Below are 13306 nucleotides of genomic sequence, written 5' to 3' on the forward strand. Positions count from 1 at the left end.
GGGGCAGGCAGCACCCGGGCACCGCGGGCGCCGGGGCGCCACGGCCGCTACAGGCGCTGTCCCGGGCGGAAGACCTCGCCGCAGCCGCCGCGCCGGCCCGCCTCCTGCTCGCGCAGGATCCGGCCGACCTCGCGCTCGGCCCACGCGCGCGTCGCGGCGAGCCGCCGGGGGTCCCTGACGGCGTCGGCCCGCACCCAGTCGCCGCCGTCGCCGTGCCTGCTCCGCTCCGTGTACAGCCGCAGATAGCCCTCCGCGGCCATCCGCCGGGGCGTCAGGCCGGGGTACGTCGCCCAGTACCCGTGGGCGTGCACCAGCGTCGGCCGGAGCGTGCCGAACACATGGGCCCGCAGCGCCGCCATGTCCTCGGCGGCGAACGCGTCGGCCAGGTCCGGCTCGGTGAGCCCCGCCAGGTCCTGCACCACCAGATCGCTGGTGAGCAGCGTGCCGCCGAGGTCGGGGGTGAGGAAGCTGGCGTTCTTCAGGCCGAGCCGGTCCGCGTACTCGTTGAACGTCGCGCCGTAGCGGTCCACGACCACGCACATCGGCAGCGTCGGGTGCGCGCGGAACGCGGCGGCCCTCTCGCGCTGCCCGCCCCACGAGAGGAGCAGCGCCCCGCACACCGCGACGGCGGTGACGGCGCGGGCGCGCACCGGGCCGCGCTCGACGAGGGCGACCGTCGCCACACATACCGCGAAGGCGGCCAGCGCCCACACCGGCGTGGCGAAGCGGTACATGCCCATCCAGTCGGGCTTGAGCACCCCGAACGCCGCCAGCGTGAGCGCCAGCGGAAGCAGCACCGCGACCAGCCCGGCGCGGGCCGGCCCCGGACGCCCGAGGACCACACCGATCACGGCCGCCGACACGAGTACCGCCGTCCACCCCGCGAAGGACAGCAACTCCCCGGTCCCGGCGAAGAGTTCGAGGGTCGGCGGCTGCTGGGCCTTGGCCACCGCGGTGTTCGGCACGAGTCGCCCGAACAGCGCGTACCGCCACCCGAGGAAGGCCCCGTACGGCAGCAGGAAGACCGCCGCCCCCAGCGCCGCCGTCCGCAGCGAGGGCAGCAGCCGCGCCTTCGTCACGTACAGGAGGAGCAGCAGCGGATGGACCGCGGCGAGCACCGCGCCGTCGGGCCGGGTCAGCGCGGCGAGCAGCGCGAGCAGCCCGGCCGCCACCGCGGGTCCCCGTCTCAGCAGGGTGCCGCCGACCGCCGCGCGGGCGAGCACGGCGGCGAGCGCGGTCGCCGCGAGCGCGTACAGCGGATTCTCCAGGCCCGAGAACATCCACGCGGTGAAGGAGACGTTCGAGGCGAGCAGCACCCCGGCGAGGACGACGACCGCCCAGGAGTGCCCGACCATGCGCCGCGCCGCCCAGCCGACGGCGAGCAGGATGCCGAGCGCGCACAGCAGGCCGAGCAGCTTGGGGTAGAGCACGAGGTCCGGGACGCCGAAGTAGGCCCGGTGGTCGAAGAGGCCGAGCCGCCGCCCGGCGAGCAGCAGCACCAGCCACGACGGATTGGAGTAGCCCTCGACGGGCGGCGAGCCCGCCTGCTGGACGGGCCCGAGGCCCTCGTCGATGCTGCGCGCGTACGCGAACGTGATCGCCGCGTCGTCGACCAGCCACTGGCCCAGTCGCGCGCCCTGCGTGCCGATGAGGGCGGTGCCGAGGACGGCGGCGCAGGCGTCGGGCAGCACCCGGCGCCAGCGGGAGGCCGCCGGGGACTCGTCGAGGTCGGGCTCGGTGGCGGGGCGGGGGATGGTCCCGGTCATGCGCGGCCTCCGTCGAGCAGTCCGACGGCGGGCCGGGCGTCGCGGCCCGCGTCCTGCGCGGGGATCGCCGTGGCGGGCCCCTCGCCGAGCATGATCCGGCTGACCACGCGGGCGGCGGCGTGCCCGTCGTCGTAGGCGCAGAACCGCGCCCGGAAGGCGGCCCGCAGCCGTGCCGCCCGCGCGTCGGCGTAGGCGCCGCTGCGGAAGAGGCCCGCCAACTGCGCGGTGTCGGTGGAGACATGGCCCGGTGGCTCGGCGAGCACGTCGAAGTAGACGCCGCGATTGGCCCGGTACGTCTCCCAGTCGTCGGCGTGCAGGACGATCGGGCGGTCCAGGTGGGCGTAGTCGAACATCAGGGAGGAGTAGTCCGTCACGAGCGCGTCGGACGCGAGCATCAGGTCCTCGACGGACGGCTCGTCGGTGACGTCGACGAGCAGCCCGCGGCGGGCCAGGTCGGCCAGCTCCAGGCCGCGCACGGGATGCCTGGCGAGCGAGGGGTGGAGCCGCACCAGGACGGTGTGCCCGGGGCCGAGCGTCCGCGTGAACGCCTCCAGGTCCACGCGCCGGACGTACCCGGACACGTGGTGGTCGCGCCGGGTGGGGGCGTAGAGCACGACGGTGTCGCTCTGGGGGATGCCGAGGCGTCGCCTGACCTGCGCGCCGTGCGCGGGGTCGGCGGAGAAGAGGACGTCGTTGCGCGGGCTGCCGGTGGGCAGCGAGGTGAAGCGGCAGGGGTAGGCGCGGTCCCAGACGCGCTCGGAGTGCGCGTTGGCGGCCAGGCTGTAGTCCCAGCGGTCGCAACGGCGCAGCATGGCACGGACGTTGAGCCGGTAGGTGGCGGCCGGGTGGCCGACCAGGTCCAGGCCCATGTGCTTGAGCGGGGTGCCCTGGTGGGTGTGGATGTGTACGGAGCCGGGGCGTTTGACCAGCTCGTGCGCCCAGTTGACGTTGTTCACGAAGTACGTGGCGCGGGCGACGGTCGTCCAGTAGCGCAGCGAGTTCGGCCGGACGTGGTCGATGCCGGGCGGCAGGGAGTCCACCGCGTCGGGGCGCACCACCCACACGGCCCTGATGTGCGGGGCGAGCTGGCGGGCCCGCGCGTGGACGGCGGCCGGGTCGCCGAGGACGCCGCGGTGGTGGGAGGCGGAGTACACGGCCAGGTGCGGGTCCAGGGGGCGCAGCGCGAGGAGGCCGTGGACGAGGCGCTTGACCCGCAGGGACGCGCGCCTGCGGAGCCTGGCCCGGCGCTTCTTCAGCGCCCTGAGCGCGGCCCGGCACCTGCGGTGCGCGGCGAACAGCGCGTAGGGCGCGCCGGACAGCAGCCGCAGGGCGGTGCGGTGCGTGCTCCGCGGGAGCGTGAAGCCGGCCGGGCGGTGGCGTCGGAAGGCCTCGGCGGCCAGCCGGTAGAACGCGGGCTTGTCGCGGTCGGGCAGCCGGTTGTTCTTGTCGAGGATCTCCAGGCAGTGCTCGGCCATGCGGCGGTGCAGATAGGGCCGCCAGCCCGCCAGCGCGGGGTGCGCGTCGACGAAGGAGAAGACCCGCTCGTACTGGTCGAGGATGTCGAAGTGCTTGCGGCTCGTGGTGCGCAGGATGTTGCCCTGGCGGCGCTGGCGGTAGAGCAGACAGACCCGGTCGAGCACGGCGATGCGCTCCGCCGACATCATCACGGGGAACGTCCAGGGAGTGTCCTCGTAGTAGCCGGGCGGGAAGGCGAAGCCGTGCCGCTCGGTGAAGTCCCTGCGGTACGCCTTGTTCCACACGACCATGATCAGGTCGAGGAACTCGGGGCGTTCGGCGGCGGTGAAGACGGCGTCCCCGGCGGCGCCGAAGATCCCGTGCATGATGTTGCGGTGGAAGCCGCCCCACCAGTGGGTGCGCGCGTAGTCGAAGATCAGTACGTCGGGGTCGCCCGCGGTGCCGAGGCGGTGGGCGAGCGCCTCCAGGGTTCCGGGCGTGTAGCTGTCGTCGCTGTCGAGGAAGAGCAGGTAGTCGCCCCGGGCGTGCGGCAGGCCGGCGTTGCGGGCCCGGCCGAGGCCCACGTTCTCCGCCAGGTGCACGGCCTTCACCCGGTCGTCGCGTGCCGCGTACTCGTCGATGATCGCCCCGCAGCCGTCGGGCGAGCAGTCGTTCACGGCGATGACCTCGAAGTCCGTGAAGGACTGGTCGAGCACCGAGTCGAGGCACTCGCGCAGGAATCCCTGGACCTGGTAGGCGGGGACGATGATGCTGAAACGGGGCACGGCGATTCCACGGGTAGTGACGGATCGGGACAGCGGGCGCGGGGCGCTCGGTTCCGCCGGTGGGGCGGCGGTTCAGTGCGTGAGCGCGCGGGCCGGGGTCGGGGCGGGCACCCGGACGTGCAGCGGCATCGGCGGCAGGATCTCCCCGGGCTCCTCGCCGAGCAGCACCCGGCGCACCACCCGCTCGGCGGCGTGCCCGTCGTCGAAGGCGCAGAACCGCTCGCGGAAGGCGGCCCGCCGCTGCCGTGACCGCTCCCCGTGCAGGGCGCCGCCGCGGAAGACCCCGACGAGCTCCTCCAGCGTGGTGGCCACCGGGCCCGGCGGGTGCGCGGGCAGGTCGAAGTAGACGCCGCGCGACTCGCGGTAGACGTCCCAGTCGTCGGCGTACACGACGATGGGCCGGTCCAGGTTGGCGTAGTCGAACATGATCGACGAGTAGTCCGTGATCAGCGCGTCCGCCGCCAGACAGATCTCCTCCGTCGACCGGTGCGCGGTCACGTCGATCAGCTTGCCCGCGCGCACGGCCTCCTCGAGCCCCGGGGAGCCCTCGTAGAAGTGGTGGGCGCGCAGCAGCACCACGTGCGTGTCGTCGAGCGCGTCGCAGAACGCGGCGAGGTCCAGCTGCGCCGCGAAGCCCTCGCGGTAGTCCCGGTGGGTGGGCGCGTACAGGACCGCGGTCCGGTCCTCGGCCACGCCGAGCGCGCGGCGGATCCTGCGGACGTCGTCGGCGGTCGAGGCGTAGTACGCGTCGTTGCGCGGATAGCCGTACTCCAGCTGCTCGAAGCCGCTGGGGAAGGCGCGCTCCCAGACCTCGGTGGAGTGCCGGTTGGCGGAGAGGTTGTAGTCCCAGCGGTCGGTGCGGGTCAGCATCTTGCCGAAGGGGCCGATGCCCGCGGCGGCCGCCGGGTACGCGGCCTGGTCGACGCCCATGTGCTTGAGCGGGGTGCCGTGCTGGGTCTGGACGTGCACGGTGCCGGGGCGCTTCCTGATCCGGCCCTCGAAGTTGACGTTGTTGAAGGTGTACTTGGCGCGCGCCATCACCTCCCAGTAGCGGCGGCTGCCGGTGACCGCGCACTCCACGCCGTCCGGCATCCCGTCCGCGTGCTCCTCGTCGACCAGGAACACGCAGCGGATGTGCGGGGCCAGCTCGCGGGCCTTGGCGTGGATGGCGGCCGGGTTGCAGGTGTAGCCGCGGCCCCAGTACGCCGAGAACACCGCGAGGTTCTCGTCGACCGGCTGCTTCAGGAAGGCGGCGTAGACGTCGGCGCCAGGGAGCCGCCGCGCGAGCTTCGCCCGGTAGCGCCGCAGCGTCGAGACCGCCTTCTGCGCACGGGACTTGAGGCCGCGCAGCAGACAGAACGTGCCGTAGGCGCCGGCCCCGAGCAGCCGGTGCTGCACCCCGAGACTCCCCGCGGGCGGCCGGAACCCCTCGGGCCTGTGCAGCCGGTACAGCCGCGTGGCCTGCCGGAAGAAGCGCCGCCGCAGCCGCCCGGACGGCAGCCGCCGGGGCAGCGACGCCGTCTTGAGGACCTCGTGCGTGAGCCTGCGGAAGAGCCGCGCGAGGACCGGCGCCGCCACCCCGAGCTCCACGGCGCCCTCCATCGCCCGCCCGAACTGGTCGAGCAGCTCCAGGTGGTGGGCGCCCGCGGTGCGGTTGCGCGCCCCCTGACGGCGCAGCAGATGGCGGACGCACACCCGGTCGAGGACCGCGATCCGCTCGGCCCGCAGCGTGGTCTGCACGCTCCACACCGTGTCCGTGAACATGCCGGGCGCGAAGGACAGGCCGTGCCCGGTCAGGAAGGAGCGCCGGTAGGCGGCGGAGAAGGCCGGCACCAGCGGATCGGGCAGCGCCGCGTGCCCGGCCGCCGTGAACGTGCCCTCCGGCGCGCCCTGCCACAGCCGGGTCAGCGCCGGTCCCTGGCCGCCCTCGAACCAGTGCACGCGCTCGTGGTCGAAGAGCAGCAGATCCGGCTCGCCCGCCCGGCCGAGCCGGGCGTCGAGCGCCGCGAGCGTGCCCGGCGTGAGGGTGTCGTCCCCGTCGAGGAACAGCAGGTAGTCGCCCTCGGCCGCTCGCGACCCCGCGTTCCGCGCCCCCGGCAGGCCCTCGGCGGGCGGGGACTGCGTGCGGCGCACCCGCGGGTCGCGCTCCGCGTGCTCGGCCACGATCGCGGCGCTGTGGTCCACGTCGTGGTCCGCGTCCGTGCCGGGCGCGTCGACCACGGCGATCACTTCGAGGTCGGCGAAGGACTGCCCGAGCACCGAGGCGAGGCAGTCGGCGAGCCGCCCCGGTACGCCATGGGTGGGGACGATGATGCTGAAGCGCGGCAAGACGGCCTCTCTCGATGGTGGTTCACACGACGCGGGTCACAGGTGCGGGGAGTGCTGAAGACCGGAGAGCGCCGCTCTGCCCTGCCGCGGGACGGCGGCCGCGGGCGCCGGGTGGCGCTCCTCCAGGGGCACCACGGACGGCAGCCCGCCCTGTTCGCCGAGGACGACACGGCGCACGACGCGCTCGGCGGCGCGCCCGTCGTCGTACGCGCAGAACCGCTCGCGGAACGCGCGCCGCAGCTGCGCCGAGCGCGAGCCCGCCCAGTGCCCGGTGGCGAAGATGTCGGTCAGCTCGTCCTCGCTGCGCGCGACCGCGCCCGGCGGGAACTCCCGTACGTCGAAGTAGGTGCCGCGCGCCGCCTCGTAGGCCTCCCAGTCGTCCGGGTACAGCACGATGGGCCGGTCGAGGTTGGCGTAGTCGAACATCAGGGACGAGTAGTCGGTGACCAGCGCGTCCGAGGCGAGGCAGAGCGACTCGATGTTCGGGTGGTCGGACACGTCGATGACCCGGCCCGAGCTCTCCTTGAGGGGCGCGTCGTAGAAGTGGTGGGCGCGGGTCAGGACGACGAAGCGGGGCCCCAGCGTGTGCAGCATCCGCTCCAGGTCGAGGGTGAGGCGCTGGGTGCGGCGGTAGTCGCGGTGGGTGGGGGCGTAGAGGACGGCGACGGCGCCGTGCGGGATGCCGAGGGTCTCGCGCAGCCGCGCCACCTCGGCCGACGTCGCCTGCTGGAAGCGGTCGTTGCGGGGGTAGCCGTACTCCAGCGTGGTGTACCCGGCGGGGAAGACCCGCTCCCACACCAGCGTCGAATGGCGGTTGGCCGACAGGACGTAGTCCCACTTGTCGGCGTTCTTCATGAGGGTGGCGAAGTCCGTGCCGCGCGCGACGGCCGGGCGGTCCTGGAGGTCCAGGCCCATGTACTTCAGGGGCGTGCCGTGCTGGGTCTGGACGAGGACCTGGCCGGGGCGCTTGACCAGCCTGCGGTCGAAGTTGACGTTGTTCACCAGGTACTTGGAGCGGGCGAGCGCCGTCCAGTACGCGGCGGTGCCGGGGCGCAGCCTGCGCGTGCCCGCCGGGATCGTGTGGTGGTGGCGCGGCTCGGCGATCCACGCGGTCCTGATGCCCGGCACGTGCTCGCGCATCGCGGCTTCCAGGGCGCCGGGGTTGCAGCCGTAGCCGCGCCCCCAGTACGAGGAGAAGACGGCGCAGTGGTCGCGCACGGGCAGCCGCAGCTGGACGCGGTAGTGCAGCTGGAGCAGGGCGCCCCGGGAGCGCCGGCGGGCCGTGGCCGCGTACCGCCGGGCGCGGGCCCGCAGCCGCAGCGCCGCCCACAGCCCGCGGTAGGTGCGGTGCGAGCCGAGCCGCACCAGGCCGTGCCGCAGCCGGGTGCGGGCCGGCACGCGGGCGCCCGTGACGCGGTAGCGGCGGTAGTGGGCGCGGGCCTTGCGCAGGAACTCGGCGCGCGAGCCGCGCGGCAGCCTGCCCCGCTTGGTGAAGACCGTCGAGAGGTGGTCGACCATGCGCCGGAACAGCACGGCCCGCCAGGCCGCGGAGAGCTCGGGGTGCGCGTCGAGGAACGCGAAGACCCGGTCGTACTGGTCGAAGATCTCGAAGTGCTTGCGGCTCGTGGTGCCCAGGATGTTGCCCTGGCGCCGCTGCCGGTAGTGCACGCAGACCCGGTCGAGGGTGGAGATCGTGTCCGCCGCCATCAGGATCGGGTACGTCCAGGGCGTGTCCTCGTAGTAGCCGGGCGGGAAGGTGAAGCCCGTGCGCTCGATGAAATCGCGGCGGTGCGCCTTGTTCCAGGCGACCATGAGGACCTTCAGCAGGCCCGGCCGGTCGGTGAGGGCGAAGGGCGCCTCGCCGTCCTCGGCGAGCTGGGCCGCGAACTGGTTGCGGACCTCCTCGCCCGACCAGTACGTCCGCGCGTAGTCGTAGATCAGGACGTCCGGCTCGTCGGTCTCCTTGAGGCGGTCGGAGATCGCGTGCAGGGAGCCGGGGGTGAGGGTGTCGTCGCTGTCGAGGAAGATCAGGTAGTCGCCGGTGGCGCGCTCCATGCCGGCGTTGCGGGCCCGGCCGAGGCCGACGTTCTCCGTCAGGTGGACGGCCTGCACGCGCGGGTCGCGGGCCGCGAACTCGTCGATGATCGCGCCGCTCGCGTCCGGTGAGCAGTCGTCGACCGCGATCAGCTCCAGGTCGGTGAAGGACTGCTCCAGCACGGACTCCAGGCACGCGTGCAGGTAGGCCTGGACCTTGTACGCGGGGACGATGACACTGAACCGGGGCAAGGCACATCCATGGGTCGGCACGGGCAGACTGCCCGGGAACGCCCGAAGCGGCCATCGAGTTACGCCGGATGTGGCATACGGGGGATGGACGCGAGGAGGCGGCCCGGTGAAGGGCCGCCTCCGGTGCTTTTTACGCCTTTGGTTACTTTTCTCGTCGTCCGTGTTCCGGTCGTCCGTGCTTCCGTCGTCCGTCTTCCCGTGGTCCGCGCGTCACTTCACCGCGCCCGCCATCACGCCGGACACGAACTGCCGCTGGAACGCGAAGAAGACGGCCAGCGGAATCACCATCGAGATGAAGGCGCCGGGCGCCAGGATCTGCACGTTGTCGCCGAAGAACCGCACCTGCTGCTGGAGCGCGACCGTGATCGGCGGGTTCTCGGAGTCGGCGAAGATCAGCGCGATCAGCATGTCGTTCCACACCCACAGGAACTGGAAGATGCCGAGCGAGGCGATCGCCGGCGCCCCCAGCGGCATCACGACACGGACGAACAGCCGCAGTTCGCCCGCGCCGTCCAGCCGCGCCGCCTCCAGGAGTTCGCGGGGGATCTCCGCGAAGAAGTTCCGCAGCAGGAAGATCGCGAACGGCAGGCCGAAGGCCACATGGAAGATGATCACGCCGATCGTCGTCTCGAAGATGCCGATCTCGCCGAAGAGCTTGGAGACCGGCAGCAGCGCCACCTGCACCGGCACGACGAGCAGCCCCACCACACCGATGAACCACCAGTCGCGGCCCGGGAACTCCATCCAGGCGAAGGCGTATCCCGCGAGCGAGCCGATGATCACGACGAGCAGCGTCGCCGGGACGGTGATCATGATGCTGGACAGGATCGAGTCGGTGATCGTCTCGTCCTTGAGGAGGTTGGTGTAGTTCTCCAGCGTCAGCTGCGAGGGCGCGCTGAAGACCGTCCACCAGCCGCTCTCGCTCATGTCGGAGGGGGTGCGCAGCGAGCCGATCAGCAGCCCGACGGCGGGCACCAGCCAGAACAGGCCGACCAGCACCAGGAACACGCGCAGCGCGGTGCCGCCCAGGGCCGAGGCGATGCGAGCGCCCACGGACCGCTTGGCCTTGACGATCTCGATGTGGGCCGTCACCGCTGTGCCTCCCGCCGCATCCGCCGGATATTGAAGAGCATCACGGGAATCACCAGCAGGAAGAGCAGCATGGCGATCGCACTCGCCACGCCCGCGTCCTGGTCGCCGAATGCCGAGTTGTACAGCTGCACCGCGAGCACGTTCGCCTCGTCCTTGGACGAGCCCGGCGGGATCACGAAGACCAGGTCGAAGATCTTCAGTACGTTGATCACGAGCGTGACCAGGACGACCGCGAGGACCGGCGCGAGCAGCGGCACCGTCACGCGACGGAACACCTGCCACTCGTTGGCGCCGTCCACCCGCGCTGCCTCCAGGAGTTCACGCGGCACGCTCGCCAGGCCCGCCGCGATGAGGACCATCGCGAACCCCGCCCACATCCACAGGTAGGACCCGATGATCGAGGGCGTGATCAGGGTCGGGCCGAGCCACTCGATGCCGTTGTACGGCTCGCGGAAGTTCGAGGCCGGATAGCGCAGTTGGGCCCCGTCGGCCGCCTTCGGCAGCGCGAAGGTCCCGTCCGGCGCCGCCTCGGTGGACGCCACCACCTCGCCGTCCCTGACGGCCTCGATCTTGATGCCGGGGTAGCCGAACTCGGCGGCGTCGGGGGCGTTGGGCCTGCCCCGGCCCTTGCCGCGCGTGAAGTCCTGCCAGGCCGTGCCGGTGACCTTGTCCGGGTCGGCCTTCGCGGCCTTGGCGGCCTTCGCGTCGTCCGGCATCTGGTCCGGCGCCACCCCGGTCAGCGGCAGCACCACCGGGGTACCCGCCCGCACCGGCTCCTTGGTGATGAACGCGCCGCCGCCCCCGGACTTCAGGGGCGAGTTCATCGCGGGATGCGCCTGCGGGAACGCCGACGACTCGGCGAACGTGTCGTGCACGCTCACCACGACGGCGTTGGCCACGCCCCGGTCGGGATCGGACTCGTACACGAGCCGGAAGATGATGCCCGCCGCGAGCATGGAGATCGCCATCGGCATGAAGATGATGAGCTTGAACGCCGTGCCCCAGCGCACCCGTTCGGTCAGGACGGCGAAGATCAGGCCGAGCGCCGTCGCGACCGTGGGGGCCACCACCACCCAGATCGCGTTGTTCTTGATGGCGGTACGGATGCCGTCGTCCGTGAACATCGTCTTGTAGTTGCCGAACGCGGTGAAGTCGCCCGACTTGTCGAAGAAGCTGCGGAACAGCGAGTACCCGATGGGGTAGAGGACGAGCGCGCCGAGCAGCACCAGGGCGGGCAGCAGGAACACCACCGCCACGGTCCTGCGGGTGCCGGTCACGCTCTTGCGCGGAGTCGGGGGCGCGGCCTGCGCCGTGCCCCCGGTGTTCGCGGACGCCATCGCGTCAGTCCTTGTAGGCCTTGGCGGCGGCCGTCTCCAGTGCCTTCTGCGTGCCCGCGACGTCCTTCGGGTTCTTCAGGAAGTCCTGCAGCGCCTTCCACTCGCCCTTGCCCGGCGTGCCGCCGAAGGACTGCGGGGCCTGGTCGGACATGTCGAAGCGGATGTCGTCGCCGGCCGCGATCATCGCCTTGGCGATGTTGCGCTGCACGTCGTTCGGGTACGCCGACATGCTCAGGTTCTTGTTCGGCGAGATGAAGCCGCCCGCCTCGGCCCAGATCTTCGCCGAGTCCGGTGAGCCCAGGAAGGTCAGCAGCGCCTGCGCGCCCTTGGTGTCCTTCAGCGCCACGGCCGCGTCACCGCCGACCACGGCGGGGGACTCGGCACCGACCGCCGGGAAGGGGAACACCTTGGCGTCCGTGCCCACCTCGGCCTTGGTCTCCGAGATCGCGAGCGAGACCATGTCGCCCTCGAAGACCATGCCGGCCTTGGGCTGGTCGCCACCGGTGAAGGTCTGCTTCACGGAGGCGGGGAACTCGGTCTGCAGCGCGCCCTTCGCGCCGCCCGACACGAAGCCCTTCGTCCCGAAGACCTGGCCGAGCGTGGTCAGCGCCTTCGTGACGGACGGATCCGTCCACTTGATCTTGTGCTGGGCGAGCTGGTCGTACTTCTCCGGGCCCGACTGCGAGAGGTAGATGTTCTCGAACCAGTCGGTGAGGGTCCACGCGTCGGCGCCCGCCACCGACATCGGCGGCACACCGGAGTCGTAGACGGTCCGGGCGGTCTTCATGAACTGGCCCCAGGTCTTGGGAGCCGTGACGCCCGCGTTCTCGAAGACCTTCGTGTTGTACCAGACCAGCGACTTGTTGGCGGCCTTGAAGTACACGCCGTACTGCTTGCCGTCGACGGCCCCGAGGTCCTGCCACCCCTGGGAGTAGTTCTTGTCGAGCTGCTTCTGTGCCGCGGCGCCGACCGGCTTGGCCCACTTGTTCGCGACGGCCTGCTCGATCGCGCCGACCTGCGGCAGCATCGCGACGTCCGGCGGCTGCCCGCCGGCGACCTTCGACTCCAGGAAGCTGATGATGGGGTCCTGCGCGGGCACGAAGGAGACCTGGGCGCCGGTCCGCTTCTCGAACTCGTCGAGAACCTTCAGGAACACCTTGCGCTCCGCGCCGCCCCACACGGCGGCCACGGAGACCTTCTCGCCGTCCAGCTGGGGAAGCTGGAGCGAGGATCCCGATTCCGTGCCACCGCTCTTGTCGCCGTTTCCGCCGTCGTCGTCATCACCGCCGCACGCGGTGACGGTGAACGCGAGCGAGCCCGCGACGACGGCCGCGGCGATCTTGGCGGTGGTACGCCGATGTAGCGGTGTCCTGCGTGTACGAAGAGTGCTGCGCATCACTGCCCCGTTCTCTTCCCTGGCCAGTCCCGTGCGCTCTGGTCTACGCCCGCGCGGGGAGGGGCGGCAAGATGGCCTGCGCTGTCAACTCGTTGATCGTAATGGCGTTGTGACGTGGCGTCATGAGAGGTGATGAACCAGTTGCTGCCGTTGTGCGCAGGCAGACCGCTCCTGTTGTGGGCACCCGTTCCGCACGGCGAGTGGGGCACGGAGTACCGCGCCTACAGCAGTGACGGCACCTGATCCGCCGAGACGGACCGCGCCGCCCGCTCCAACGCACTGGCCAGCAAGGCCAGATCGGTCGGCCCGTTCCCCAGCTCCCGCACGGGCCGCCGGGCCGGCGGATCCCCCATCCGCTCCCACTCCAGAGGAACGACCGTGGGCCGCAGCGTCGCCGTACGAGGAATCCGCCCCGTCACCCGCCCCGCCTGAAAGGCGGTCACCCGCCCATCGGGCGTACGCAACTCCCCGCGTCCCGGGGCAGGTTCCTCCGGCCCCGCCGTCACCGCGTCCAGCGCCGCACGCAACGACGCCCGCCGCCCCAACTCGGTCTCCGGCGTCCGCTCACTGAGCCCCGCCGCCGCGACGAGATGCACCCCGAGCCGCTCCCCGTCCCGCGCGACGGCCTCCAGCGCGCGGACCACCGACCCGGCGGCGGGCCGCCCGGGAGACCCGAGGGCGGGCGCCAGCAGCGCGTCGAAGTCGTCGACGAGCACGACGAGGCGGGGCAGCGGCGGCCCCGGCTCCACCCGCTGCCGGGCCGCCGCGGGCCGCAGCCGCATCGTGGAGCTGGGCGGCGCGTCGAGATCGCCGTCGCTCGCCTGCGCGGGCACCGACACGGCGGCCCCCGCCCCGGTCCCG

General features: G+C 72.3%; 7 protein-coding genes and 1 pseudogene. All 8 read right to left on the reverse strand.

The window, feature by feature from the left end; translation table 11 throughout:
* Positions 1–47: 47 nt before the first annotated feature.
* Positions 48–1766, reverse strand: a complete 1719-nt coding sequence (locus tag AOK22_RS30930) for a hypothetical protein (RefSeq protein WP_055702028.1) — start codon at positions 1764–1766, stop codon at positions 48–50.
* Complete coding sequence (locus AOK22_RS30935; protein ID WP_055702029.1) at positions 1763–4006, reverse strand: bifunctional glycosyltransferase/CDP-glycerol:glycerophosphate glycerophosphotransferase; 2244 nt, start codon at positions 4004–4006, stop codon at positions 1763–1765. The genes AOK22_RS30930 and AOK22_RS30935 overlap by 4 nt, the downstream gene beginning before the upstream one ends.
* Before the next feature lie 72 nt (positions 4007–4078).
* The gene (locus AOK22_RS30940; protein ID WP_055702030.1) at positions 4079–6334 is read right to left on the reverse strand and encodes a bifunctional glycosyltransferase/CDP-glycerol:glycerophosphate glycerophosphotransferase; all 2256 of its coding nucleotides are present in this window, start codon (positions 6332–6334) and stop codon (positions 4079–4081) included.
* Positions 6335–6370: 36 nt separating this feature from the next.
* Positions 6371–8620, reverse strand: a complete 2250-nt coding sequence (locus AOK22_RS30945) for a bifunctional glycosyltransferase/CDP-glycerol:glycerophosphate glycerophosphotransferase (RefSeq protein ID WP_055702031.1) — start codon at positions 8618–8620, stop codon at positions 6371–6373.
* 210 nt (positions 8621–8830) lie between these two features.
* Entirely contained in the window at positions 8831–9712 is an 882-nt protein-coding gene (locus tag AOK22_RS30950; protein WP_055702032.1) for a carbohydrate ABC transporter permease, read from the reverse strand.
* The gene (locus AOK22_RS30955; RefSeq protein ID WP_079036930.1) at positions 9709–11049 is read right to left on the reverse strand and encodes a carbohydrate ABC transporter permease; all 1341 of its coding nucleotides are present in this window, start codon (positions 11047–11049) and stop codon (positions 9709–9711) included. Before AOK22_RS30955 ends, AOK22_RS30950 begins: the two co-directional genes overlap by 4 nt.
* A 4-nt stretch (positions 11050–11053) precedes the next feature.
* Entirely contained in the window at positions 11054–12445 is a 1392-nt protein-coding gene (locus tag AOK22_RS30960) for an ABC transporter substrate-binding protein (protein ID WP_055702033.1), read from the reverse strand.
* Positions 12446–12666: 221 nt separating this feature from the next.
* Positions 12667–13306: pseudogene (locus AOK22_RS30965) on the reverse strand (hypothetical protein); the annotation flags it as partial.

Source organism: Streptomyces silaceus (assembly GCF_001419745.1).
Taxonomy (GTDB): Bacteria; Actinomycetota; Actinomycetes; order Streptomycetales; family Streptomycetaceae; genus Streptomyces; species Streptomyces silaceus.

Excerpts from the sequence above, each read along its gene's own strand:
- AOK22_RS30955 (WP_079036930.1), bottom strand. The coding sequence starts at position 11,049 with ATGGCGTCCGCGAACACCGGGGGCACGGCGCAGGCCGCGCCCCCGACT.
- AOK22_RS30960 (WP_055702033.1), bottom strand. The coding sequence starts at position 12,445 with ATGCGCAGCACTCTTCGTACACGCAGGACACCGCTACATCGGCGTACC.
- AOK22_RS30930 (WP_055702028.1), bottom strand. The coding sequence starts at position 1,766 with ATGACCGGGACCATCCCCCGCCCCGCCACCGAGCCCGACCTCGACGAG.